We start from the raw sequence: 24,555 nt of genomic DNA, 5'->3' as shown, positions 1-24,555 counted from the left end.
CTGCGTCCGAGGACGAAGTCCTCGCAAATCCTGAATATGCAGTTTATTTGAAGGATCATGTCGCCTGATGTACGAGCGCTTCGCACTCGAACGCAGCCTTCGGCAGCTGCTACAAGGGCTTAGCGTTTGGCGATCAGATGATCGATCGACAGCACGCCCGGACCTCTGGCCATCAGGTACAGCAAAACGGCCGCCCAGGTGCCGTGAGTCGGGTAGGCGTCCGGGTAGACAAAGGTCTGAATGGTCAGCGTCATTCCCAGTAACGCCAGGGCCGAGAAGCGTGTAGCGAAGCCGACGAGAATCAGGATCGGGAAGAAATGCTCGGCGAAGGCCGCCATGTGCGCCGCCAGCTCCGGGGACAGCAGCGGCACGTGGTATTCGCTTTGGAACAACGGAATGGTCGAGTCCGCGAGGTGCGGAATACCGAGCTGGAAGGTGCCGTCGAACAGATCGATGGCCAGTCCCTCGACCTTGGTCTGGCCCGACTTCCAGAACACCGCGGCAATGGAGAAGCGTGCAACGAAGGCGATCAGGCTGTGGGGAATCCTCTCGAACAGTCCGATGATCCATTCGATCAGGTGGGTGATGGCGTTCGGGTGTTCGGTGCGGGTGGTCATGGCGATACCTTGTCGTGTTGCAGGTGGATGATGGCGTTATGGCCGATCAGCAGCGCCAGGCACTGGCTCAGGTCAAACGCCGGGGCGGCGTCCAGGGCATCGGCTACCGCTTGCCCCAAAGGGCGGTTGTTTTGCAGGCTGTGGATGAAGGTTGCAGTGCCGACGTCAATCGCAAAGACCTCAACCTCCAGGCCATTGCGCAGCACCAGCGCGCTTTGCGGGTGATACGGCTCAAGGTTCCGGGGCGGTGTGTCAGCCTGGTGGGCGGCCCATAGCGCAACGGTGGCGTACGGCGAACTCAGCGTGAACGTTGAGGGATGCAGATAAATGTGTAGCTGTGCGAGCGCTTCGGGAGCCGCCAACGCCGCAGCAATCTGCGCAGGCTCGACGGCGTTGGCATCTGCCGCGTGATAGGCCATCACCCGCAAGCGTTCCAGGCGTGCGACGTCCGCGAGATACGGCACTGAAGCGGCCGGCGCAAAGTGCTCGATGAAACTGGCGAAGTCACAGCCGTAGTCATTGATCAGCGCACTGGTTGGCGGGAAATCCCGTACATAGAACTGGGCCATGGCCCGAAAAAACGCTTCTCCGACCAACTGCGAAACCACCGGATAACTGTCGGCCAAGGCGTTGATCAACGAGCTCTGCACGTTGTTGCGGTACACCGCGAAGCGGCTATCCGGGTCAGCGCCGTTGGCGCTGAACAAACCGTCAGGGCAGGGCCGTCGAGGATCAAGCAGGGCAGCGGCGAAATCGGCTTGAGTGTTCATCGACGTACCCCGGTGTAACCCAGCAATTCATCGGCCTGACGGGCCTCGGCATGCAGCACGGAAAACGCAGGCACCTGATTGTCGCGTTCAATCAGCGTGGCCACCGGCCCAATGCGCTCAAGAGCACGTGTGTACAGCGCCCACACGGCGTTATCGATGGCGGCGCCGTGGTCGTCGATCAGCAGGCGATCGCCGAGGCTGTCAGTGTCTTCGGCAAATCCGGCCAGATGGATCTCGCCCACGGCGTGCAACGGTAGTGCGTCGAGGTAGGCCAAGGGATCGTGCTGATGATTGATGCAGGAGACGTAGATGTTGTTCACATCCAGCAGCAAGCCGCAGCCGGTGCGGCGGATGACTTCAGAGATGAAGCTGGTTTCTTCCATGCTGGAGTGCTGGAACTGCAAGTAAGTCGCCGGGTTTTCCAGCAGCATGGGACGTTTCAGATGCTGCTGGACCTGGTCGATATGCTCGCAGACACGCTGCAGTGTCGATGGGTCATAGGCCAATGGCAGCAGGTCATTGAGAAACACCGGGCCGTGGCTCGACCAGGCCAGGTGTTCGGAAAAGGACTGGGGTTGATAGCGTTCGATCAGATGGGCGAGCCGTGCAAGGTGCTCGGAGTTCAGCGGACCTTCGCCGCCAATCGATAGACCGACGCCATGCAGCGACAGCGGATACTGCTCGCGAATCAAACCCAGGTAATGATGAAACGGACCGCCGGCCACCATGTAGTTTTCGGCGTGGACTTCGAAGAAGCCGATGTCCGGGCGAGTACCGAGTACTGCGCCAAAGTGCTCGGTCTTGAGCCCCAGCCCCGCGCGGGGCGGGAGCTCGGACGCCAATGCCTGAGTGTGAGGATGTACGGTGTGCAGCGCTGAAGTGGTCATCATCAACACTCAGGCAGAGGAGGGATTACGACTTGGCTTTGTAGGCGGCCATTTGACCGAAGCCGGTCGGCGAGGTCGGGCTGGCAGTCTTTTCGCAAGTGCCTTTTGGTACCAGCTTGAAGTGGTTGCTCTCGTAGTCGACTTTCGAGGTGCCCGCGCAGGTAGTGCCTGCACCTGCGGCGCAATCGTTCTTGCCTTTCATGGCGACGCCAAAGCATTTCTCCATGTCAGTGGCTGCGGCGTGGGCAGTGGTCGGCAGAGCCGCGATGCTCAGGGCGGAACCCAAGGCCAGGGCGAGGGCGGCGGCGGACAGGGTGCGAGTGGTAGCAGTCATGGTGTTTCTCCAAACAAGGGGTGGGTTCAAGCAAGCGTTGGCGCTTGCTTACCCCTCTAGAGAATGGTCATACGAGTTCGTTACAGCACGACAAAAAAAATAATCGGTTCACACAAAAAAATGTGGGAGCGAGCCTGCTCGCGATAGCGGACTGTCAGACAACATCACTGTTGACTGTCAGCCCCTCATCGCGAGCAAGCTCGCTCCCACACAGGCCGTTTCTGTTGCAGCAGTGCTTAGCCGCCCAGGTAGGCGTCGCGCACTTTGGGGTCGCTCAGCAGGGCTTCACCGGTGCCTTGCATCACCACCCGGCCGTTTTCCAGCACATAGGCGCGGTCGGCGATTTTCAACGCCTGGTTGGCGTTCTGCTCTACCAGGAACACCGTCACACCATCCTTGCGCAGCTGTTCGATGATGTCGAAGATCTGCTGGATGATGATCGGCGCCAGACCCAGCGACGGCTCGTCGAGCAGCAGCAGCTTGGGTTTGCTCATCAGCGCCCGGCCGATGGCAAGCATTTGCTGCTCGCCACCCGACATGGTGCCGCCGCGCTGGCTGAAGCGTTCCTTGAGCCGCGGGAACAACCCCAGGACCTTGTCCATTTGCTCCTGATAATCGCCCTTTTCGGTGAAGAATCCGCCCATGGCGAGGTTTTCTTCCACGGTCAGACGGGCAAACACCCGACGACCTTCCGGAACCACAGCGATGCTTTTACGCATGATTCGCGCGGAGTCCTGGCCGACCAGTTCTTCGCCCATGTAGCGAATGCTGCCGCTATGGGCTTGCGGCGAACCGCACAGGGTCATCAGCAGGGTGGACTTGCCGGCGCCGTTGGCACCGATCAGCGTGACGATCTCGCCCTGACGGACTTCGACGTTGACGCTGTGCAGGGCCTGGATCTTGCCGTAGAAGGTGGAAACGTTTTCGAACTGCAGCATTTACGCTTCCCCCAGGTAGGCTTTGATCACTTCAGGATTGTCGCGGATCTGTTCCGGCGTGCCGTTGGCCAGAGGCGTGCCCTGGTTGATCACGAAGATATGGTCGGAAATGCTCATGACCAGTTTCATGTCGTGTTCGATCAGCAGCACGGTGACGTTATGCTCTTCACGCAGGGTGCCGATCAGCGCCTTGAGGTCGTCGGTTTCCCGCGGGTTGAGGCCGGCAGCCGGTTCGTCGAGCATCAGGATGCTTGGACGGGTCATCATGCAACGGGCGATTTCCAGGCGGCGCTGTTGGCCATACGCCAGGGTGCCGGCCGGACGGTTGGCAAACTCCTTGAGGTTGACCTTGTCGAGCCAGAACTCGGCGTATTCCATGGCCTCGCGTTCGCTGCGGCGAAACGCCGGCGTCTTGAACAGACCGGCCAGGAAGTTGGTATTCAGGTGCCGGTGCTGAGCAATCAGCAGGTTTTCCACGGCGGTCATTTCCTTGAACAACCGCACGTTCTGGAACGTCCGCACCACGCCTTTACCGGCGATCTTGTGGCCGGGCAGGCCTTCGATCGCTTCACCGTTGAGCTGGATAGTGCCGGCGGTGGGCTTGTAGAAGCCGGTCAGGCAGTTGAACACGGTGGTCTTGCCGGCGCCGTTAGGGCCGATCATCGACACCACCTGTTTCTCTTTCACGCTCAGGGCAACGCTATTGACCGCGAGCAAGCCGCCAAAACGCATGCTCAGGCCATCTACTTTCAGGATCTCTCTGCTCATTTACGCAGCTCCATGTGAGGACGTTGCATGGGCAGCAGACCTTGAGGACGCCAGATCATCATCAGCACCATCAAGGCGCCGAACATCAACATGCGGTATTCGCTGAAATCACGCATCAGCTCGGGCAACAGGATCATCACGACGGCCGCGAGGACCACGCCCAATTGCGAGCCCATGCCGCCCAGCACCACGATGGCGAGGATGGTGGCCGACTCGATGAAGGTGAACGACTCCGGTGTGACCAGCCCCTGGCGCGCGGCGAAGAAGCTACCGGCAAAACCGGCGAAGCAGGCACCCARGGTGAAGGCCGACAGCTTGATCACGGTCGGGTTCAGGCCCAGGGCACGGCAGGCGATTTCGTCTTCACGCAACGCTTCCCAGGCACGGCCGATCGGCATGCGCAGCAGACGGTTGATCACGAACAGCGCGAACAGCGCCAGCAACAGCGCGACCAGGTAGAGGAAAACCACCTTGCTGACCGGGTTGTACGTCAGGCCGAAGAACTCGTGGAAGGTCTGCATGCCTTCGGCGGCCGTTCTCTCGAAGCTCAGGCCGAACAGCGACGGTTTGGGAATGTTGCTGATGCCGTTCGGTCCGCCCGTGAGGCCCGTCAGGTTACGCAGGAACAGACGGATGATCTCACCGAAGCCCAGGGTCACGATCGCCAGATAGTCACCGCGCAGACGCAGCACGGGGAAGCCCAGCAGGAAACCGAAGGTTGCCGCCATCAAGCCGGCAATGGGCAGGCAGATCCAGAAGCTCAGGCCGTAGTAGTGCGACAGCAGCGCGTAGCTGTAGGCGCCCACGGCGTAGAAACCGACGTAGCCCAGGTCGAGCAGCCCCGCCAGACCGACCACGATGTTCAGGCCCAGGCCTAGCAGCACATAGATCAGAATCAGCGTGGCGATATCCACCGCACCGCGCGAACCGAAGAACGGCCAGACCAGCGCGACGACGATCAAGCCCATGATGACCCAGCGCTGGGTGCTGGGCAGGGTCAGGAAGTTGCTCGCACTGGCCGGGATCAATTTGCCTTTGGGCACGGAGCGCATGGCCGCCGTGTATTCGCGGTCGAACAGCACGCGCAGGAACATCAGCACCGAGCAGGCGGCGATGATGATCAGCGTGGAGGTCGTGGCACCTTGTACTTCGAGGTTGATGCCGGCGATGGACAGTTTCAGGCCGAGTACCGGGTACGCCACGGCCCAAACCAATAGCGCGCTGAAAAGCGCCTGTTTAAGATTCCTGATCATACTTTCTCAACCTCCGGACGGCCCAACAGGCCGGTTGGCCGGAATAACAACACCAGAACCAGAAGGCCGAAAGCCACCACGTCCTTGTACTGGTCACCGAATATGTCGGCGCCGAATGCTTCGGCCACCCCCAGCACCAGGCCACCGAGCATGGCGCCCGGAATGCTGCCGATGCCGCCCAGCACCGCCGCGGTAAAGGCCTTGAGGCCCACCAGGAATCCGGCGTTCGGGTTGATCACGCCGTACTGCATGCTCAGCAGTACAGCCGCCACGGCCGCCAGGGCAGCACCGATGACGAAGGTCAGGGCGATGATGTTGTTGGTGTTGATGCCCAGCAGGTTGGCCATTCTGATGTCTTCGGCGCAGGCCCGGCAGGCACGTCCCAGGCGTGAACGCGAAATGAACGTGGTCAGGCAGAGCATCACCACCAGGGTCACTACGAATACCAGGATCTGCATGTAGGAGATCAGCACTTCCTGTGCTCCGCCTGGACCGAAGCTGAAGCTGCCCGGAATCAGGTTGGGGATCGATTTGTCCTTGGAGTCCTGCGAGAGCAGTACGGTGTTTTGCAGGAAGATCGACATGCCGATGGCCGAGATCAGCGGGATCAGGCGGTTACTGCCCCGCAGAGGGCGGTAGGCGATCCGTTCGATACTGTAGCCGTAGGCACTGGTGACAACGATGGTCGCCAGGAATGCGGCGGTCATCAACAGCGGTAGAGAATGGATACCCAGCATGGCCAGTCCGGCAAGGACGATGAAGGCCACGTAGGAACCGATCATGTAGACCTCGCCGTGGGCGAAGTTGATCATTCCAATGATGCCGTAAACCATCGTATAGCCGATGGCGATCAGGGCATACGTGCTGCCAATGGTCAGACCATTAACCAGCTGTTGGAAAAAGTGATAGATCTCAGGCATTACTGCGCTCCTAAAAACCTGATACGCATTTCACTGGTGGAGTCATTTTCCCGCTCAGGCCCCGTGGATCTGCATCCACTTCGAACGTGAGGTTTGCCAGCGAACCGCTGATGACGGTTTTGAGATTTTCAGGTGGGGAGGCTTCCGGATCACGGAGGCACGGCCCATTACCTCGTAAAACAAAGCCCACGGCACGCCGTGGGCTTTATTGGCAGTCAGTCAGGCAGCGCCTTACTGAGGCGAAACTTCGGTTTTAGGTTTGCCAAAGTGCCACTGGTAAACCACGAACTTGAAGTTCTTCAGATCGCCCTTCGAGTCGAACGACAGGTCGCCGGTCGGGGTCTTGAAGGTGCCAGCGTGAATGGCTGCGGCCACTTTGGCGGTGTCTTCGCTCTTCGCTGCCTTGATGCCTTCAGCGATGACTTCGACTGCCGAGTAGGCCGGGAACACGAACGGACCGGTCGGGTCCTGCTTCTTGGCGGCGAATGCGTCAACCAGTGCCTTGTTGGCCGGATCCTGGTCGAAAGACTTCGGCAGGGTCACCAGCAGGCCTTCGGAAGCGTCCTGGGCGATCTGCGAGATGGAGTCGTTGCCGACGCCTTCCGGCCCCATGAACTTGGCGTTCAGGCCTTTTTCCTTGGACTGACGCAGGATCAGGCCCAGTTCCGGGTGGTAGCCGCCGTAGTAGACGAAGTCGACGTTGGCTTGCTTGAGTTTCTGGATGATCGAGGAGAAGTCCTTGTCGCCAGCGTTCAGGCCTTCGAACACGGCAACCTTGACGCCTTTGCCTTCGAGGGTTTTCTTCACGGCGGTGGCGATGCCTTCACCGTATTGCTGTTTGTCGTGCAGAACCGCAACGATCTTCGGTTTCACGTGATCGGCGATGTAGTTACCGGCGGCAGGGCCTTGGGCGCTGTCCAGGCCGATGGTGCGGAACACCATTTTGTAGCCACGGGTAGTGATGTCCGGGCTGGTGGCAGCCGGGGTGATCATGATCACGCCTTCGTCTTCGTAGATATCGGACGCTGGCTGAGTGGAGCTGGAGCAGAGGTGACCGACCACGAACTTGACGCCGTCGTTGACCACTTTGTTGGCAACGGCAACGGCCTGTTTAGGGTCGCAGGCGTCATCGTATTCCTTGGCTTCGAGCATCTTGCCGTCGACACCGCCTTTGGCGTTGATCTGCTCGATGGCCATTTTAGCGCCGGTGAACTGCATGTCACCGTACTGGGTCACTGGGCCGGTTTTAGGGCCGGCGATGCCGATCTTGATGGTGTCAGCTGCGAACGAATGGCTGGCAACCCCGGCCAGAACCATAGCGGCAAACAGTTTCGAAATCTGCTTAGTAGCCTTATTCATAGTGCTCCACTCTTACTGTTGTAGTTTTTATAGTCCTGGCAGCCTGAGCCACAGAACCGGATCGATATCTTGGATATCCCCCGGAAATGCCCCCGGCAACTGTACCGGTACAGTGTAGAGCGCCGGTTGTTCGCTTGGAAAGCTGGCGCTCAGGGGCAAAACCTGAGGGTGTCGCATTTTTGAAAGAAAAAGACAGAATTGCGGCGGGATTTTGGCTGCGTAGCAACCTGATTCAGCGGCTATCCTTGCTTTCCTGCAGTTCTCGATCAATGACTCTATTGCATCCGGGTTTTTCTGCCAGAGCGCCGACGTTATGATTGCGTCGATTTCAATTCCGGACAGGGCCCATGACTCAAGAACCTAGCACCCTCTATGCCAAGCTGCTTGGTGAAACTGCATCTATTACCTGGAAGGAACTCGAACCGTTCTTCGCCAAGGGTGCCCTATTGTGGGTCGATCCCGACCTGGATTTGATCGCTGCCGCCGAGGCAGTTGCCCAGGACGAAGGCGAGAAAGTGGCTGCCTGGCTGGCCGCCGACAAACTCGCCAAGCTCTCTGAAACGCGGGCGCTGGATCTTTTCGAGCGTGATCCAGAGTTGTGGGCCGTGGTCGTTTCGCCGTGGATTCTGATCCAGGAAAGGGCGCAGGCTTGAAGTGGTGCACCGACTTGGTGCTGATGGCGTTCGGGTAAAAGTGTGTAGCCGAGTAGCGTGATGGCAGGTTGCCGTAGAGAAATGCCACAGGCAGGCAGGGGGGAAGGTTACGTAAACGTAACGGGAACAGTTTAATAAGCAGCCGAATGGCTGCTTAATTGTTTCTGGATGTTGGAATTCTTGGGTGGTGCGCTGGATGTCAGACCGCCATCGCGAGCAGGCTCGCTCCCACAGGATTCAGTGTCGTTCACAGTTTGTGTTCGATACCGATCACTGTGGGAGCGAGCCTGCTCGCGATTGGCCGTGACGCGGTCAGGCCGTCTTGCCCGTATGGTTATTCAGCGAAATGACCTTGGTCTTGCCGATGCGGTGGCGGTAGATCTCGCGCAGGTACTTGATGGCCTTTTTCACGCAATCGCGCGACAGGCGGATGTCGTTGATCGAGACAAACTTGTCTTTGTCGTTGATCAGCTCGCGGTACTTCTTCTCGTACATCGGCTTGATCGCGTACCAGTTGGTGTCGAGGATCTTCGCCGGGTTTTCGAACTCGTTGAGCAGTTCGTCGATTTTGGCCTCGTCGAAGTCTTCATGAATGATGAAGTCGAGGATCGAGTTGTCCAGGGTTTCGTCGAAACGGTACGGATTGCGTGCGAAGCAGCGCTTGATGAACGCCACGATCAGGGTCAGGAAATCGTCTGACAGGCACGGGCTCTTGGCGATCAGGGTGGTCAGCGAAAGGTTGGCCGAGGCGCCGATCACCAGCGCATAACGCTTGAGCGTGGTGTTGGGGAACAGGCTGTTGAGGTGGGTCTTCAACCGGTTCAGGTCCATGTAAGACAGCTTGTAATCCTTGGGCAGCGACACGATCGACACCACCGACGAGCAATTCTTGAAGAAGTGCAGGTCATGCAGCGCGGCGGCGTCGTAACCCGAGTTCTTGTATTGCTCCAGCGACGCACGATAGCGCTTGGACTCGATCGGCAACAGGCTGATGCCTTCGATGGCCTGGGTCACTTTGTTGAAGTGCGGCAGGTCGATGGAGCGGAAGAACAGGTCGTCGATATTCAGGCGCTGTGGCTCTTTGTCGAAGACCTTGAACTTGTCGCTGCTCGGCGCCGGTTGTTCTGGCACCACCGACTCGGCGTAGGCAATCGCCACTGGCCCGGCCAGACTCATGAACAGGTCGTTGGCGTCCAGGCGAATGGTTTCGCCGATGTCGATCCCGGCCCGACGGAAGTAGTTCTGGTCGTAGTCGGTGGTGACTGCCTGGGCTGTCAGAATGTTGAAGATCTGCTGCGAGATGTACTGGTTGGCGTGCTTTTCCATGGCATTGACATCAATGTTCTGGATATTGCCGTCATCGTTCTCTTCGGCATAACGCATGATGTCGTTGGAGATCAGCATCATCGCGTTCCATGGGCGGATGCGGCCCATGACGCTGGCTTCGCTGCTGTCTTCATTGGCGAAGTTGTACGAGAAATCCCATTCTTCCGAGAGGTACTTGCACAACAGGCGGCCGGCGTTGATGTGCAGCGCTTCAGACATTTCACTGCGGTGATCGGAAATGTTCGGCAGTACGCAAATGCCGCTGGTGAAGATCGGCTCGAAAACGAAGGAGTGGCCGCTCTTGCTATCGTGTTCGTCCACCGGTTTGGTGTCGAACGTCTTGTTCATGTACGAGTGTTGCTGAGCCAGCCCGAACTCCGAGGCCATGCCCGAACCGGTACCGCCGCCGGCGCTGAAGATCGAGAAGTACAGGCGCGACTGGTTGGCCTTGATGCCACAGCTGTCGATCAGGTACGAGTGGATCATTTTCCAGTCAGGGCTGGAGAAACGCTGGGTGTCTTTGTTCAGGATGATCTTCGCCAGGTACTGGCCGAGGATCGGCGCGTTACCGGCGCCACCGGCGTGGACTTCCGAGAGGTCCATGATCTTCATTTTGCTGTAGTCGCGCAGGAAGCCGCTTTTTTCGCCCTTGCGCGAGAAACGGATACGTCCGGCAATGTCTTTGTCGAGATCGCCGAGCATCACCAGCGGCTCGACCAGGAACACCGGTTTGGTGGCCTTGCCGACACCCAGTTTGAGGTTGTTACGAATCCATTGCGCAGGGCTGTAGCCCTTTTCAGCATAGGGCTTGTCTTCGTTGTTGAACTCGTTGAGGTAGAACTTGCGGGCGTTGTACACCAGCTCCGCAACGTCCAGCGCAATGTTCGAACCGCAGCGGCCCAGACCGATCAGGCATACCGAGGGGAATTCCTGCTGATGCAGTTCGTGGGCGTCCTCCAGGTGCGGCGGCTTGGGGAACACCAGATCGCGCAGGCCATCGAGGTTGTCGAGGATGCGATCGGTGTTGGTCTCGGTAAAGTACAGGTACTGCTGGGTCGCAAGCGGGCGCGAGCTGGTCAATGGCTTCGGGACTGAGGGTTTATCCGTGGCGGCGGTGAGCGTCAGTTCGGATACCGCTGGGGCAGGATTATTTTTAGAAGTCATTGTGCGCCATGTGCCTGGACTGGTTGGTTCGGTGGCGAGATGTCATCAAGCCATCACGAATAAGAAGCTCGCGACTTTACAGCGCGATATTGTCCCCAGCGATAGGGCTTTACCTGAGTATCGCTAGGGGGAATCCTTTCCTGAGTCATGATGAATCGGCCAAAATTTGGCGATCTTTAATCAAACAGAGGCAAATTGATGGCTACGTTACCTTCGCTCGCGTTTGCTGGAATCGGCTTGATGGGTTTACCGATGTGCCGGCGCTTGTTGGCTGCGGGCTATCCACTGACCGTCTGGAACCGCAACCCCGACAAGTGCGCCCCCTTGGTCGAGGCCGGAGCGCGACAAGTGGCCACACCTGCCGAGCTGTGTCAGCACACCGATCTGGTGATGTTGTGCCTGGCCAATACCGAGGTGGTGCGCGAGGTCGTGTTCGGTGCGGATGGCGTGGCGTCTGGAGCGAAAACCGGCCAGTTGCTGGTGGACTTTTCCAGCCTGGAGCCCACGGCGACGCGGGAAATGGCTGCCGAGTTGGCCAGCCGTACCGGCATGGGCTGGCTGGATGCGCCGGTGTCCGGTGGTGTGGCGGGGGCCGAGACTGCAAGCCTGGCGATCATGGTCGGTGGTGAGTCAGCCGATGTCGAGCGTGTGCGCCCGGTGTTGTCGAGTCTTGGCCAACGGGTCACGCACATGGGCGCGGTCGGCGCAGGGCAAGTGACCAAGGCCTGCAATCAGATGATCGTTGCCTGCAATGCGTTGGTGATCGCTGAAGTGGTGGCGTTGGCCGAACGTTCAGGCGTGGATGCGAGCCTGCTGGCCGAAGCATTGAGCGGCGGGTTTGCCGACTCTAAACCCTTGCAGATACTTGCCCCGCAAATGGCCGAGAGCCGTTTCGAACCCATAAAATGGCATGTTCGAACGCTGCTCAAGGACCTGGATGGCGCCGTGAAATTTTCCCGCGAGCAGGGCTCGGCGACGCCTATCAGTGGACTGGCCGCGCAGTTGATGCGCCTGCATGGTGGTCAGGGCTATCTGGAAAAGGATCCCGCGACACTAATCCATCTGTACCGCGAACCAGATTCAAAGAATTGATGGCGTGTGCGTGTTTGCGCTGGTTGATTTCGTTCAGTACCGGACGTAATTCAGCCAGAGGTACCGGGCGGCTCAATAGATAACCTTGAACAAAGTCGCAACCGAAACATTCGAGAAACTGGTACTGCTCCAGGGTTTCGACCCCTTCGGTCACCACCTGCAAATGCAGGGTGTGGGCCATGACGATAATGGCCTGGACGATCTCCATGTCCTGAGTGGCCTTGGGGATGTCCTGGATAAACGAACGGTCGATTTTCAGGGTGTTCAGCGGCAGACGCTTGAGGTAGGCCAACGACGAATAACCGGTGCCGAAGTCGTCGATCGACAGCGAAACACCGAGCGCGCGAATCTTGCGCAGTAGTACCAGCGTATTGGCAATATTGCCCATCAGTGCGTTTTCCGTGACCTCCAGTTCCAGCCTCTGCGGTGAGACGCCGGCTGCTCGCAGTGCACTTTCGACTTCTTCGACAAGCTCTTCGCGAGCGAGATTGAGAGGTGAGCAGTTCACGGCGATTTTCAACGACTCGCAGCCGTGCGTGGACAGCTCGCTCAGGTCTTCGCAGGCTTTGCGCAGCACCCAGTTGTCGAGTTCGGCGATCAAGCCATTGGCTTCGGCAATCGCGATGAAACGGTCAGGTGCGAGCAAGCCGTGCACCGGGTGCTGCCAGCGGATCAGCGCTTCCAGTTTGGTGACCTGGCCGCTTTTGAGGTCATAGATCGGCTGGTAATAGAGCATCAACCCGGTTTTGTCGCGTAAGGCATTGCGCAGTTCTTCTTCGAGCTGCAGCGCCATCGTCGCTTTGGTTTTCAGGTTGGAACTGAAGAACTGCAGGCCGTTTCGGCCGTTGCCCTTGGATTGGTACAGCGCCAGGTCGGCGTGTTTCAACAGTTCCTCGCAGGTTTCGCCGTCGTCAGGGAACACACTGATACCGATGCTGGTGGTCATGACCATGCGCCTGCCGGCCAACTCGATTGGCTCCTTCATCTTTTGCATGATGCGCTGGGCCATGTGCCGTGCTTCGTCGCGCTCACGCAGGTTGATCAGAATGCAGAACTCATCGCCGCCAAACCGCGCGACTACATCGTCGTGGCTGCGGGTCGAGCTTTTGATGTGGTTGGCGAGCACTTTCAACAGCTCGTCACCGGCGTCATGACCGAGGCTGTCGTTGATCCGCTTGAAGTGATCGATGTCCAGAAACATCACCGCCAGCATGCCGCCATGGGTGCTTTTTTCGATGAGCTTTTCGGCGAAGATCTGATTGAAGCCGCGGCGGTTGATCAAGTTGGTCAGGGGGTCGTAGTGCGCCACTTGTTGCAGCGACATGCGCGCCTGATCCAGTTGACTGAGCAGCGCGTTGACCCGGCGCAGGTCATGGTCCTTGTGCTGCAGTTTTTTGTCGGCCAGGGCGGCGCTGATGCAGCTGCCGATGACCAGCAGCGCGATCAGCGCAATCGTCAGCGCCAGTTGCAGGTGGTCGTTGTCGACCGACAGTTGCATGGGGACGCCGGTCGGCAACACCAGGCTCATGGACTGCATGCCGGTGAAGTGCATGCTCACGATGCCGGCGCCGAGCACCAGGCTGGCGGTGTATTTGAGTACCTGATGAGCGATGCCGCCGCCGTTGCGCAGACCATGCGACAGCAGCAAGGCAATGGCGCTGGCACCGATAGCGATAAGGACCGACAGGCCGAACACCATTGGCTGGTAGTGGGCCACGGCGTTCGAACGCATCGCTGTCATACCCACGTAATGCATAGTGGCGATGCCCAGTCCGATGCAGATCGAGGTTTGCACGTATTGCCGAACGTTCAGTTGAGCATTGCTCAGGGTGTTCATCGCGACAAAGGCTGCAATAAAGGCGATCAACAGGGAAAGCAGGGTGGCTGGCAAGTCGTAATGGATGTCGATGGGGGCCTGGAACGCCAGCATGCTGATGAAGTGCATGGCCCAGATACCGCCCGACAGGCAGCAGGCACCGACCCAGCGCCAGAGCCGTTGAGAGGCGGGATTTTCGGCGTGACCGACGCGTTCGGCCATGTCCAGCGTGGCGAAGCTGGCTGCACAGGCAACCAGATAGGCCAGTAGCACCAGAAAGGGGTTATGAGTGCAATTGAGGACGACTTGCCCGCTGCTCTCTGGCAGCTCGGTAATGAAATGCAAACCAGGCCACTCCATAGCATGCCCCGTCTTTGAGTCATTCTCTGCCGGCGCCATGAACGCTGGCGAATGCCTGGAGTATAGAGGCCATGCACGGAGCGCAAGGAATAGTGGCACATTGGCACTAATGATTTTGCAATAAGGCGGGGAGCGCTTAGACATAAATTGTCACGCGCGCGGCGTTGGTTGTCATGGGCGGGTATCAGCCTGACGAATAATGACAGACAGCATCCATGGCGCTGACTAGATTGCGGGTTCCGGGCTCGAATGCCGTCGGCAGTGAAGCCCTCATAACAATAAAAGAGACGGACCCATGCAGAACTCGACCCAAGCGGCGAATGCCTGGCGCATTCTGTTCCTGCTGTTTCTGGCCAATCTGTTCAACTTCTTCGATCGCACGATCCCGGCGATCATCATCGAGCCAATCCGCATGGAATGGCACCTCAGCGACTTTCAACTGGGGATCATCGGTACGGCATTCACGATTGTTTATGCCATTGCCGGTCTGCCGTTAGGACGGCTGGCTGACACCGGTTCGCGCAGCAAGCTGATGGGCTGGGGGTTGGCGGTCTGGAGCGGGTTGACCGCTGTCAACGGCCTGGTGGGGAGTTTCTGGAGTTTCCTGATCGTGCGCATGGGAATCGGCATCGGTGAAGCCAGCTATGCGCCGGCCGCCAATTCGCTGATCGGTGATTTGTTCCCGGCACACCGTCGGGCGCGGGCCATGGGAATCTTCATGCTCGGTTTGCCACTGGGCCTGTTGCTGGCGTTTTTCACCATTGGCGCGATGGTCAAGGCGTTCGACAGTTGGCGAGCACCGTTTTTTATCGCGGCGATCCCGGGTTTGATCCTGGCGATCTTCATGTTCTTCATCAAGGAACCCCAGCGCGGCGCGGCGGAAACCGTGCGCGTGTCCCAAGAGCGGGTGGATCGGCCGATTCGCCGGGTGCTGGCGATTCCAACGTTCCTCTGGCTGGTGATGGCGGGGCTGTGTTTCAACTTCGCCACCTATGCCTGTAACTCGTTTCTGGTGCCGATGTTGCAGCGCTATTTTCAGATGCCATTGCAGCAAGCGGCGGTGGCCACCGGGGTGATCGTCGGTGTGACCGGCTTGTTTGGCCTGACGCTGGGCGGCTGGGTGGCTGACAAGATTCACCTGCGGGTGGCCAATGGTCGGCTGCTGTTTGCCGCGTTCAGCCTGATCATCTCGACCCTGTGCACCGCGTGGGCACTGCATGCCGGACGGATTGAAATCGGTGTGTTCGTCGTCGTGTTCAGCGTCGGCTGGTTGTTTGCCTACAACTTTTATACCTGCGTTTACACGGCGATTCAGGATGTGGTCGAACCGCGCTTGCGCGCCACGGCGATGGCGTTGTTTTTTGCGGGACTCTACCTGTTGGGCGGTGGTTTGGGGCCGGTGGTGGTCGGCGCTTTGTCCGATCACTTTGCCCAAAGCGCAATGCTGGCGGCCGGGGCCGAGCAAATGAGCGAGGCCTTCAAGGCGGCAGGGCTGCATGACGCGATGTACCTGATTCCGGTGGCGTTGTTTGCCACCACGGTGTTTCTGTTCCTGGCTTCGCGGTGTTTTGTGCGGGATGCGAAGCGGATGAAGGAGGGATTGGTAGCGGTGGTTGAGCCCGGGATTGCGGTGGCGACTGCCTGATCGCCATCGTCGGATCGCCGCCCGGAGCCGGCTCGCTCCCACCCGGGAACACCTGTGAACACGACATTTGTGAACACTACCAATCAAATGTGGGAGCGAGCCTGCTCACGATGAGGTCATCAGCAACACCACTAAAATCAAGCAGAAAAAAAGGCCCGCATCGCTGCGGGCCTTCTTTATTTTAGCGGGGTAGAGGAGGGCTTAACCCGCCACCAGCACCCGGATCGCTTCCAGTCGCAGTGCCGCTTTGTCGAGCATGGCCAGGCCTTGCTCGCGCTGCTGGCGCAGGGCAACCAGTTCGCTGTCGCGCACGGTCGGGTTGACCGCTTGCAGGGCGGTCAGGCGCGCCAGTTCTTCTTCGGTGTCGGCGGCCAGGCGGCGTTGCGCTTCGGCTACACGTTCGGCGTGGCGCGGAGTGATCTTCTCTTCACCGGCATTGATGCGCGGTGTCAGCTGATCACGCTGGGCCTGGACAAACTTGTTGGCGCTGGCGCGTGGCACGCTTTCGAGCTGGTCGTTGAGGGTCTCGAACGAGACACGGCTCGACAGGTCGTTGCCATTGGCATCGAGCAGGCAGCGCAGCGCGGCCGGCGGCAGGTAACGGCCCAGTTGCAGCGAACGCGGGGCAACCACTTCACTGACATAGAGCAGTTCCAGCAACACGGTGCCAGGCTTGAGTGCCTTGTTCTTGATCAGCGCCACGGCGGTGTTGCCCATCGAGCCGGACAGGACCAGGTCCATGCCGCCCTGAACCATCGGGTGCTCCCAGGTAATGAATTGCATGTCTTCGCGAGACAGCGCCTGGTTGCGGTCGTAGGTGATGGTCACGCCTTCGTCGTCGCCCAGCGGGAAGCTGGCGTCGAGCATTTTTTCGCTCGGCTTGAGGATCAGCGCGTTTTCCGAATGGTCTTCGCTGTCGATGCCGAACGCGTCAAACAGGGTTTCCATGTAGATCGGCAGGGCGAACTGATCGTCTTGCTCAAGGATCGCCTCAACCAGCGCGTCACCTTCGCCCGCGCCACCGGAGTTGAGTTCCAGCAGGCGGTCACGGCCACTGTGCAACTCGGCTTCGAGGTTTTCACGGGTGGTACGGGCTTCGTCGATCAGCGCTTGCCACTCGCCGTCATCGGCGTTTTCCAGCAGCGGCAGCAGGCGCGGGCCGAACTGATGCTGCAAGGCGTTGCCGGTCGGGCAGGTATTGAGGAACGCGTTCAGCGCTTCGTGATACCACTGGAACAGGCGCTCTTGCGGGCTGGTTTCCAGGTACGGCACGTGCAGCTCGATGACGTGCTTCTGACCGATCCGGTCCAGACGCCCGATCCGCTGTTCCAGCAGGTCCGGGTGCGATGGCAGGTCGAACAGCACCAAGTGGTGGGAGAACTGGAAGTTGCGACCTTCACTGCCGATTTCCGAGCAGATCAGTACCTGGGCACCGAATTCTTCGTCAGCGAAGTAAGCCGCCGCGCGGTCACGCTCGAGAATGTTCATGCCTTCGTGGAACACCGTGGCCGGGATGCCGGAACGTACGCGCAGGGCGTCTTCCAGGTCCATCGCGGTTTCGGCGTGGGCACAGATCACCAGCACTTTGGTGCGCTTGAGCATTTTCAACTGATCGATCAGCCATTCGACCCTTGGGTCGAAACGCCACCAGCGTTGTTCTTCATCGATATCCGGTTGCGCCTGGAAGCTGACTTCCGGGTACAGCTCGGCGTGTTCGCCCAGCGGCAGTTCGAGGTATTCGTCCGGGCACGGCAGCGGGTACGGGTGCAGTTTGCGTTCCGGGAAACCTTGCACCGCAGCGCGAGTGTTACGGAACAGCACGCGGCCGGTGCCATGGCGGTCCAGCAATTCGCGGACCAGACGAGCGCTGGCCTCGGCGTCGCCAGCGTTGACGGCAGTCAGCAGCGCTTCGCCTTCATCACCGAGGAAACCCTGGATGGTTTTGTGTGCGGTCGGGGACAAGCGCCCCTGGTCCATCAACTCCTGAACGGCTTCGGCCACCGGGCGATAGTTTTCGCTCTCGGCGCGGAAGGCTTTCAGGTCGTGGAAACGGTTTGGATCGAGCAGGCGCAGGCGTGCGAAGTGGCTGTCCTGGCCCAATTGCTCAGGGGTCGCGGTCAGCAGCAGCACGCCGGGAATGGTTTCCGCGAGTTGCTCGACCAGCGAGTACTCAGGGCTGACCTGATCTTCGTGCCACACCAGGTGGTGTGCTTCGTCGACCACCAGCAGGTCCCAACCGGCAGCGAACAGCGCGTCCTGGGCCTTTTCGTCGTCCACCAGCCATTCCAGAGCGACCAGTGCGAGCTGGGTGTCTTCGAACGGGTTGCCGGCATCGCTTTCGATGAAGCGTTCTTCGTCGAACAGTGCGACTTGCAGGTTGAAACGACGGCGCATTTCCACCAGCCATTGGTGCTGGAGGTTTTCCGGCACCAGGATAAGCACGCGGTTGGCGCGGCCCGAGAGCAGTTGGCGATGGATCACCAGACCGGCTTCGATGGTTTTGCCCAAACCGACTTCGTCCGCCAGCAGAACCCGCGGCGCGATACGGTCAGCGACTTCACGGGCGATGTGCAATTGGTGAGCGATCGGCTGCGCACGCACGCCACCCAGGCCCCAGAGCGAGGATTGCAACTGGCGGCTGGTGTGTTCCAGGGTGTGGTAACGCAGGGAGAACCAGGCCAGTGGGTCGATCTGCCCGGCGAACAAACGGTCGCTGGCCAGACGGAACTGGATGAAGTTCGACAGTTGGGTCTCAGGCAGCGTCACTACTTCGTTCTGCGCGTTGAGCCCGTGGTAGACCAGCAGGCCGTCGACGTCGTCGACTTCGCGCACGGTCATTTTCCAGCCTTCGAAGTGAGTGATCATGTCACCCGGCGAAAACCTCACGCGAGTGAGGGGCGCATTCCGTAGCGCGTACTGGCGAGTGTCGCCAGTGGCCGGATAGAGCACGGTCAGCAAGCGACCGTCCTGTGCCAGAACGGTGCCTAGACCTAGCTCGGCTTCGCTGTCACTAATCCAGCGTTGCCCCGGTTGATACTGCTGCGCCATGCTGCCTGACTCCCACCTTGAAAAAGCGGGCTATCTTAACGGAATGAACCTTCGGGGCCAAAGGATTACTCACGTAGGAGCTGGCGAAGGTTCGGGCCGCGTTTTTGATCTTCGAGGCCTGAAAAGATTGCAGCCCTGGGCTGCTCCTATGTTTGCGTTGGCTCGCAAGTTTGCGACCGGTGGCTCAAGTCGCCGCCCGAGCAGCCGACAGCCTGCGGTCAGGAGACTAATAACCATGCTGCCACCGATGCTCCCCTTGAGTGCCGTGCCGATTACTTCCCAGCAGGATCCAGTCCGCCAGCGGCCGGATATTCCGCCGGTGGTGCCGGTGGAGGCGAGCTCCAGCGAAAGTACGATCGACCTGCACAAGCGCCATGCAGAAGAGTCGGCGCAGTTGTTGCGCGAAGAGCAGCGGCGTCGGCAAGAACGCGACAAGCGACGCCGCGAAGCCGAAGATGACCCTGAAGAGCACCTGGCCGTACCGGGTGACGAGTTGAACGCCGACAACACGGTGCCTGTGGTCCCGCTGATAGACGATCAGCCGCGCCAGGGGTTGTGGGTTGATATCGAGGTCTGACGCTTACACACTTTTTGTTGTGCTCTGATGCTGCTGGCGGCTGGTCAGCGCCGGCCATTGGCCGCATTATTGGCAAACCGCGAGCGGGCAGGGTGACGGTGGTCACTGTGCTACGCCTGTATTGACCTTGAAGATGTAAGCCACGCCATGAGCCAAGACGACAAGCTGATCGACCTCAACACCGAGCGTGCCAAGCGCGTGCATGACCTCAATGAAAAGCGCCTGAACGAAGTGCGCCAGGCTTTCGAGCAGGCCATGCCGTTGGGTAAAGCGAAGAAAAAGCCGAAAAACAAACCGAAAAAGCGTTGATCCTCCCTGTTTCCATTGATGCAGGTCAGTTATTCCCCTTCCTTTTACGCCCGGTCTTGGGCGGCATTGATCCCGGTCAATTTTCTTCTGCGCCCGATTGGTTAACTTAGCCCCATCGCAACAGGGCAAGTGCAGGAGGCCAGTCATGTTTTTCGACAATGTGGTGATCGCCGGAGTGCTGACAGTCGGCCTCATGGTTCTGTTTTTTGCCGGGTTTGGATTTTTTATCTGGAAAGACGCACATAAGCGCAAAAAGCCTTAGGTCTTTCTGGAAGCACGAGCACGCAAGGCATTTTGGGCGACTTCGGTCGCCCTTTTTTTTGCCTGCGGTTTCTTGCCGGGTCAGCGTTTGCAGGTGTACTCGATCCACTGTGGGAGCGGGCTTGCTCGCGAAGGCGGCCTGAAAGCCGGCCTATCTCTTGCGAATGTACACCGTTCAACTGTGGGAGCTGGCTTGCCTGCGATGGCGGCCTGACAGCCGACCAATCTCTTGCAAATGTACACAGTTCTACTGTGGGAGCGGGCTTGCTCACGAAGGCGGCCTGACAGCCGACCAATCTCTTGCAGGTGTACATATCCATTCCTGCGGTAACGGCCACTTACGGTTTCGCCCTGACGGCGACGTGTCCATCAGGGGGCATCGCCTACGGTCTGCTTCGCGACGACCTCCTCTCGATGTGTCCGGCTGCGCCGTACGGCGCTGCGCGCCCACCCCCTGATGAACACCTCCACTCGGCCTCCCGATAGGGGCGGGTGGATCAAGATCAACAGCACGGCGGCCTACCGGCCGGCCTGAGTGGTTGGGGCATGCACGACTTTAGATTTGATTGTTCCCACGCGCAGCAAAGGAATGCATCCTGTGACGCTCTGCGTCACGCTGTGAAACGACGTGGAAACGATCATCAAATCCTTGCAAATCCTGCAGGCATAAAAAAAGCGCGACCTCCAGGAGGGCGCGCTTTTTTGATTCGGCTATAAATCAGCTGCCGAGTGCCTTCGATGCCAGCCAGAACAGGCCGGCCGACAGGGCCACCGTTGCCGGCAGGGTCAGGACCCAGGCCAGCAGGATGGTTTTCACGGTGCCGCCTTGCAGGCCGCTTTTGTTGGCGATCATGGTCCCGGCCACACCCGAAGACAGCACGTGGGTGGTCGATACCGGGAGGCTGAAGATGTTCGCCAGGCCGATCATGCCCGCCGTGGTGATTTGTGCCGACATGCCTTGAGCGTAAGTCATGCCTTGCTTGCCGATTTTCTCGCCGATGGTCAGTACCACGCGTTTCCAGCCAACCATGGTGCCCAGGCCGAGTGCCAGGGCGACCGCCAGAATCACCCAGAACGGGGCATATTCGGTGGTGGTGGTCAGGTCTTTGCGCAGTTTGTCCAGGTCAGCCTTTTCGCGGGCATCGAGGCCAGGCAACTTGCCGACCTTTTTCGCCGTATCGTCCAGGCAGAGCAGGTAGCGACGCACCTCAATGCGGCTTTCTTGCGACAGCGAGTGGTAGTCCGCTACACCCTTGAGGGTGCCGAGCAGGGCGGTGATGGTCGGTTCGGTCTGTTGCGGATTGCAGCGGAATTTCTCCGGCAAATCGCCATCCAGGCTTTTGCCCAAGGCCAGGAACTCGCCCAGGGTATCGGCATTGCGCTTATAGAACTGGCTCAGGTGCAGGGTCGCATCGCGAGTCCGCTCAATCTGGTAGGTGGTGCTGCTCAGGTCGAGTACGAACTGGGCCGGCACGATACCGATCAATACCAGCATGATCAGGCCGATGCCTTTCTGGCCATCGTTGGAGCCGTGAACAAAGCTGACAGCCATTGCCGAGATCACCAGAACCAGGCGGTTCCAGAACGGTGGGTGTTTCTTGTCGTCAAGCTTGCGGCGTTGCTCCGGTGTCTTGTGCATCTTGGACAGCGGACGCCACCATTTCAGGCCAATCAGCACCAGCGCGGCTACCAGGAAGCCGGCTAATGGCGAGAACACCAGCGAGGCGCCGATATCGATCGCTTTCTGCCAGTTGACACCGTCAGCCAATGGAATGTCGTTGATCAGGGCGTTCGCCAGACCCACACCGAGGATCGAACCGATCAGGGTATGGGAGCTCGAGGCCGGGATACCGAAGTACCAGGTCCCCAGGTTCCAGGTGATGGCTGCAGCGAGCAACGAGAACACCATCGCCAGCCCGTGGCCGGTATTCACATTGATCAGTAGCTCCACCGGCAACAGGTGGACGATGGCATACGCCACGCCAACGCCGCCCAGCAACACGCCGAGGAAATTGAACACACCGGAAAAGAACACTGCCAGATGAGGCGGCATGGCTTTGGTGTAGATAACAGTGGCTACCGCGTTAGCGGTGTCATGAAAGCCGTTGATGAACTCGAAGGCGAGGACAAAGGCCAGGGCGAGCAAGAGGCTCACAAGCACCCAAGCATCCAGTCCGCTGAATAAATCGATCATGAAGGTTTTCTGACCCGGTCATAAGGGGGCGCGATTATGCCAGAAAACCCCGCAAATCAATGCACTTGCTGCTCATCGGTTACATTCTTCAACGATTTAGTGTGTAACAAGGCCCTAAGTCCCAGCGTTGTCGTAGGTTTTTCAAACCGTTGATTTCATTGGGTGTTGTGGCGCGCGCCGGCATTTCAGCGACTTAGATGGGAGGCCGAACGGTGTGTGTGAAATATCTGTAAGGAGGGCCAGCAAAGCGCCAATAACCTCATCCGGTAGGAGTGAGGTGACAATCGCCAGCTTTTGGCAGGCGTGATATGGGACGCCAATTCATTCAGCGTGTAGCTGAAGGTGACGCAGGCCCTGAAAACTCAAACCTTCGCGATTATGGCTCTTCGGCTTTGAGTTCCTTTTCCATCTTCTGCAGTTCCTGGGTAAAGGCCTGATCGAGGATGCTGGCGCGTTTACGCCAAGGTTTGCGTTCCGGGTCGGGCTGAGCGGCGTAGGTGGTGACTTCCCCGCCGTAAACTTCCTTGTAACGTTGTTCCTGGCGCTCAAGTTCCGCGCGCAGTTCTTCTTTCGTCACAGTGTTACCTAATTGAGTTGAGATAAATTCTGGTGATACGCACTGCTTTCGTTGTGTCGGTCACACGCGTCTCGAGCAGAGTGCCCGGGAAGACACCCATTGCGACAGCGTTGTGCTTGACAGCTTCCTTCGTGCAGGCGGCCACGGCACCAGAGCAGAACCACTGACGTAGCATCAGTTTCTTTGTTTTTTTTGCAAACGCATGGGTCGGGCATTCGAAATGAGCGTCAGGCGTTTGCCAGCAGGAAGCGGGGTTCAAACCTTGCGCTGCCTGAGTGATTGGATCCCGTAGTTGCCAACAAGCACGGTCATCACTGAGTTGCATTATAGCGGCCGATTGGCAGAACACTATCTCGAATAACTTAAAAGTGCTTCGTTCTGTGAATTTGTTTTGTTACCCGCAAGTCGTGTGCGCAGTGCACTTTTGGGCAATGTCTTTATCAAGCCTGTTTCCTGACGCCATTAAGTCGTACAAGTTGAGTGGATTAGAACGTGGTTGTTATTCAGTGTCAGCTAAAGTGTACAAAATTTGTAATGAGCGGTTCCCGGTCTTATCGGAAAATGTACCGCAGTCCTCATACCATTCGGTCGTGCGTCAGTTGATTTCGATTATCGATTAATGGTTCGATAATCGCCCAACCTTGGCTGCCGATGCTTGTACACAAGCTCCGGAGCAGCTTGTAATAGCTATCGAACTCTGGGGAATGACCTGAAATGAACGATCAATTGCGCAATTCCTTTGCTTCAGCGGCGCCGCCGATCGTTGCTTCGCCGGCCAAGCGGATTCAGGCGTTCACGGGCGATCCGGACTTCATGACTTCCCTGGCCCGCGGCCTGGCGGTGGTGCAAGCCTTCCAGGAGCGCAAGCGGCATCTGACCATCGCGCAAATCAGCCACCGTACGGAAATTCCCCGCGCGGCCGTACGCCGTTGCCTGCATACGCTGATCAAGCTCGGCTACGCAACCACCGATGGCCGAACCTATTCGCTGCTACCCAAAGTCCTGACCCTTGGTCATGCCTATCTGTCCTCGACGCCACTGGCGGTATCGGCCCAGCCGTATCTGGACCGCATGAGCGAACAACTGCACGAGGCGTGCAACATGGCCACGCTGGAAGGGGATGACATCTTGTACATTGCCCGTTCGGCCACGACCCAGCGTTTGATTTCCGTCGATCTGTCGGTGGGCGGGCGGTTGCCGGCTTATTGCACCTCCATGGGGCGGATTCTTCTGGCCGCGCTGGACGATGCATCGTTGCACGATTACCTCGAACATGCCGAATTGCAGGCCAAGACCAGCCGCACCCTGCATACACGCGAGTCGTTGCTCGAATGTCTCCAGGAAGTTCGGCAGCAAGGCTGGTGCATTGTCGACCAGGAACTCGAGCAAGGCCTGCGCTCGATTGCCGTTCCGGTGTACGACGCCTCCGGTCAGGTGCTGGCTGCGCTGAATGTCAGCACCCACGCCGGACGGGTCAGCCGCAACGAACTGGAGCAGCGCTTTTTGCCCGGGTTGTTGAGTGCCAGCCGTGAGTTGAGCGCCCAGCTGTTTGCGTAAGCTGTTCGGTAAACGCACAGAGTCGCGTTTGACGAATTGACGCTGTTTCCCTTGCCTCATTAATGTCGCGGCAGCGTCATCCGCTGCTGTTGGCCACTGTGCCAGGCGCCGGAAGACGACCGAATAATAA

The 24,555-nt window shown here is 58.8% G+C and carries 21 protein-coding genes; 7 read left to right on the top strand and 14 right to left on the bottom strand.

Annotated features, from left to right (window positions below; all coding sequences use genetic code 11):
- Nucleotides 1–119: 119 nt before the first annotated feature.
- The 9 genes from AC1DIH_RS19865 to AC1DIH_RS19825 all read right to left on the bottom strand — a co-directional run bounded on the left by AC1DIH_RS19865 (nt 120) and on the right by AC1DIH_RS19825 (nt 7,846).
- The gene (locus AC1DIH_RS19865; protein WP_477772985.1) at nt 120–617 is read right to left on the bottom strand and encodes a DoxX family protein; all 498 of its coding nucleotides are present in this window, start codon (nt 615–617) and stop codon (nt 120–122) included.
- The gene (locus AC1DIH_RS19860; protein WP_477772984.1) at nt 614–1,387 is read right to left on the bottom strand and encodes an HvfC/BufC family peptide modification chaperone; all 774 of its coding nucleotides are present in this window, start codon (nt 1,385–1,387) and stop codon (nt 614–616) included. Before AC1DIH_RS19860 ends, AC1DIH_RS19865 begins: the two co-directional genes overlap by 4 nt.
- Nucleotides 1,384–2,277 (bottom strand): MNIO family bufferin maturase, encoded by an 894-nt coding sequence (bufB, locus tag AC1DIH_RS19855; protein WP_477772983.1) that lies wholly within the window; start codon nt 2,275–2,277, stop codon nt 1,384–1,386. The genes AC1DIH_RS19860 and bufB overlap by 4 nt, the downstream gene beginning before the upstream one ends.
- Nucleotides 2,278–2,299: 22 nt before the next feature.
- A complete protein-coding gene (locus AC1DIH_RS19850) occupies nt 2,300–2,608 on the bottom strand; it encodes a BufA1 family periplasmic bufferin-type metallophore (RefSeq protein ID WP_123582497.1) in 309 nt (102 codons plus the stop codon).
- A 236-nt stretch (nt 2,609–2,844) separates the two neighbouring features.
- Nucleotides 2,845–3,546, bottom strand: a complete 702-nt coding sequence (locus tag AC1DIH_RS19845; protein ID WP_477772982.1) for an ABC transporter ATP-binding protein — start codon at nt 3,544–3,546, stop codon at nt 2,845–2,847.
- Entirely contained in the window at nt 3,547–4,314 is a 768-nt protein-coding gene (gene livG / locus AC1DIH_RS19840; RefSeq protein WP_019692181.1) for a high-affinity branched-chain amino acid ABC transporter ATP-binding protein LivG, read from the bottom strand.
- Nucleotides 4,311–5,567, bottom strand: a complete 1,257-nt coding sequence (locus AC1DIH_RS19835; protein ID WP_477772981.1) for a high-affinity branched-chain amino acid ABC transporter permease LivM — start codon at nt 5,565–5,567, stop codon at nt 4,311–4,313. Before AC1DIH_RS19835 ends, livG begins: the two co-directional genes overlap by 4 nt.
- A complete protein-coding gene (livH, locus tag AC1DIH_RS19830; protein ID WP_019692183.1) occupies nt 5,564–6,487 on the bottom strand; it encodes a high-affinity branched-chain amino acid ABC transporter permease LivH in 924 nt (307 codons plus the stop codon). The genes AC1DIH_RS19835 and livH overlap by 4 nt, the downstream gene beginning before the upstream one ends.
- A gap of 231 nt (nt 6,488–6,718) precedes the next feature.
- Nucleotides 6,719–7,846: a branched-chain amino acid ABC transporter substrate-binding protein gene (locus AC1DIH_RS19825; RefSeq protein ID WP_477772980.1), complete on the bottom strand. Its 1,128-nt coding sequence runs from the start codon at nt 7,844–7,846 to the stop codon at nt 6,719–6,721.
- A 347-nt stretch (nt 7,847–8,193) separates the two neighbouring features.
- Between AC1DIH_RS19825 and AC1DIH_RS19820 the strand changes: the two genes are divergently transcribed.
- On the top strand, nt 8,194–8,499 hold the full coding sequence (locus AC1DIH_RS19820) for a DUF2288 domain-containing protein (RefSeq protein WP_103315445.1): 306 nt from the start codon (nt 8,194–8,196) through the stop codon (nt 8,497–8,499).
- Nucleotides 8,500–8,811: 312 nt separating this feature from the next.
- Here AC1DIH_RS19820 and AC1DIH_RS19815 read toward each other — a convergent pair whose 3' ends face one another.
- Nucleotides 8,812–10,989, bottom strand: coding sequence for a hypothetical protein (locus tag AC1DIH_RS19815; RefSeq protein WP_054596021.1), 2,178 nt, complete (start codon nt 10,987–10,989; stop codon nt 8,812–8,814).
- 195 nt (nt 10,990–11,184) lie between these two features.
- On the opposite strand from AC1DIH_RS19815, the gene AC1DIH_RS19810 reads away from it, so the two are divergent.
- Entirely contained in the window at nt 11,185–12,081 is an 897-nt protein-coding gene (locus tag AC1DIH_RS19810; RefSeq protein WP_477772979.1) for an NAD(P)-dependent oxidoreductase, read from the top strand.
- Here AC1DIH_RS19810 and AC1DIH_RS19805 read toward each other — a convergent pair.
- A complete protein-coding gene (locus tag AC1DIH_RS19805) occupies nt 11,972–14,257 on the bottom strand; it encodes a putative bifunctional diguanylate cyclase/phosphodiesterase (protein WP_477772978.1) in 2,286 nt (761 codons plus the stop codon). The genes AC1DIH_RS19810 and AC1DIH_RS19805 overlap by 110 nt on opposite strands.
- 295 nt (nt 14,258–14,552) lie before the next feature.
- On the opposite strand from AC1DIH_RS19805, the gene AC1DIH_RS19800 reads away from it, so the two are divergent.
- Nucleotides 14,553–15,902 (top strand): spinster family MFS transporter, encoded by a 1,350-nt coding sequence (locus AC1DIH_RS19800; RefSeq protein ID WP_477772977.1) that lies wholly within the window; start codon nt 14,553–14,555, stop codon nt 15,900–15,902.
- Nucleotides 15,903–16,103: 201 nt separating this feature from the next.
- On the opposite strand, the gene rapA is transcribed toward AC1DIH_RS19800, so the two are convergent.
- A complete protein-coding gene (gene rapA, locus AC1DIH_RS19795) occupies nt 16,104–18,950 on the bottom strand; it encodes an RNA polymerase-associated protein RapA (protein ID WP_477772976.1) in 2,847 nt (948 codons plus the stop codon).
- Nucleotides 18,951–19,185: 235 nt separating this feature from the next.
- Between rapA and AC1DIH_RS19790 the strand changes: the two genes are divergently transcribed.
- The 3 genes from AC1DIH_RS19790 to ccoM all read left to right on the top strand — a co-directional run bounded on the left by AC1DIH_RS19790 (nt 19,186) and on the right by ccoM (nt 20,098).
- Entirely contained in the window at nt 19,186–19,527 is a 342-nt protein-coding gene (locus AC1DIH_RS19790) for an aspartate-semialdehyde dehydrogenase (protein WP_477772975.1), read from the top strand.
- A 147-nt stretch (nt 19,528–19,674) separates the two neighbouring features.
- The gene (locus AC1DIH_RS19785; protein ID WP_007906621.1) at nt 19,675–19,836 is read left to right on the top strand and encodes a hypothetical protein; all 162 of its coding nucleotides are present in this window, start codon (nt 19,675–19,677) and stop codon (nt 19,834–19,836) included.
- A gap of 145 nt (nt 19,837–19,981) precedes the next feature.
- On the top strand, nt 19,982–20,098 hold the full coding sequence (gene ccoM, locus AC1DIH_RS19780; protein WP_007926603.1) for a cytochrome c oxidase subunit CcoM: 117 nt from the start codon (nt 19,982–19,984) through the stop codon (nt 20,096–20,098).
- Between the two features lie 717 nt (nt 20,099–20,815).
- Here the strand turns inward: ccoM and AC1DIH_RS19775 are convergent.
- Together AC1DIH_RS19775 and AC1DIH_RS19770 are read right to left on the bottom strand one after the other, a co-directional pair.
- The gene (locus AC1DIH_RS19775; protein WP_477768704.1) at nt 20,816–22,291 is read right to left on the bottom strand and encodes an inorganic phosphate transporter; all 1,476 of its coding nucleotides are present in this window, start codon (nt 22,289–22,291) and stop codon (nt 20,816–20,818) included.
- 376 nt (nt 22,292–22,667) lie between these two features.
- Nucleotides 22,668–22,868, bottom strand: coding sequence for a hypothetical protein (locus tag AC1DIH_RS19770; RefSeq protein WP_019692194.1), 201 nt, complete (start codon nt 22,866–22,868; stop codon nt 22,668–22,670).
- 714 nt (nt 22,869–23,582) lie between these two features.
- Here AC1DIH_RS19770 and pcaR point away from each other — a divergent pair.
- A complete protein-coding gene (gene pcaR / locus AC1DIH_RS19765; protein WP_103315440.1) occupies nt 23,583–24,425 on the top strand; it encodes a pca regulon transcriptional regulator PcaR in 843 nt (280 codons plus the stop codon).
- The last annotated feature ends 130 nt before the right edge of the window (nt 24,426–24,555 follow it).

The organism is Pseudomonas sp. 05N36 (genome assembly GCF_056397385.1).
The sequence above is the reverse complement of the archived record's forward strand: the minus strand, read 5'-3'. Positions and strand labels throughout refer to the sequence as shown.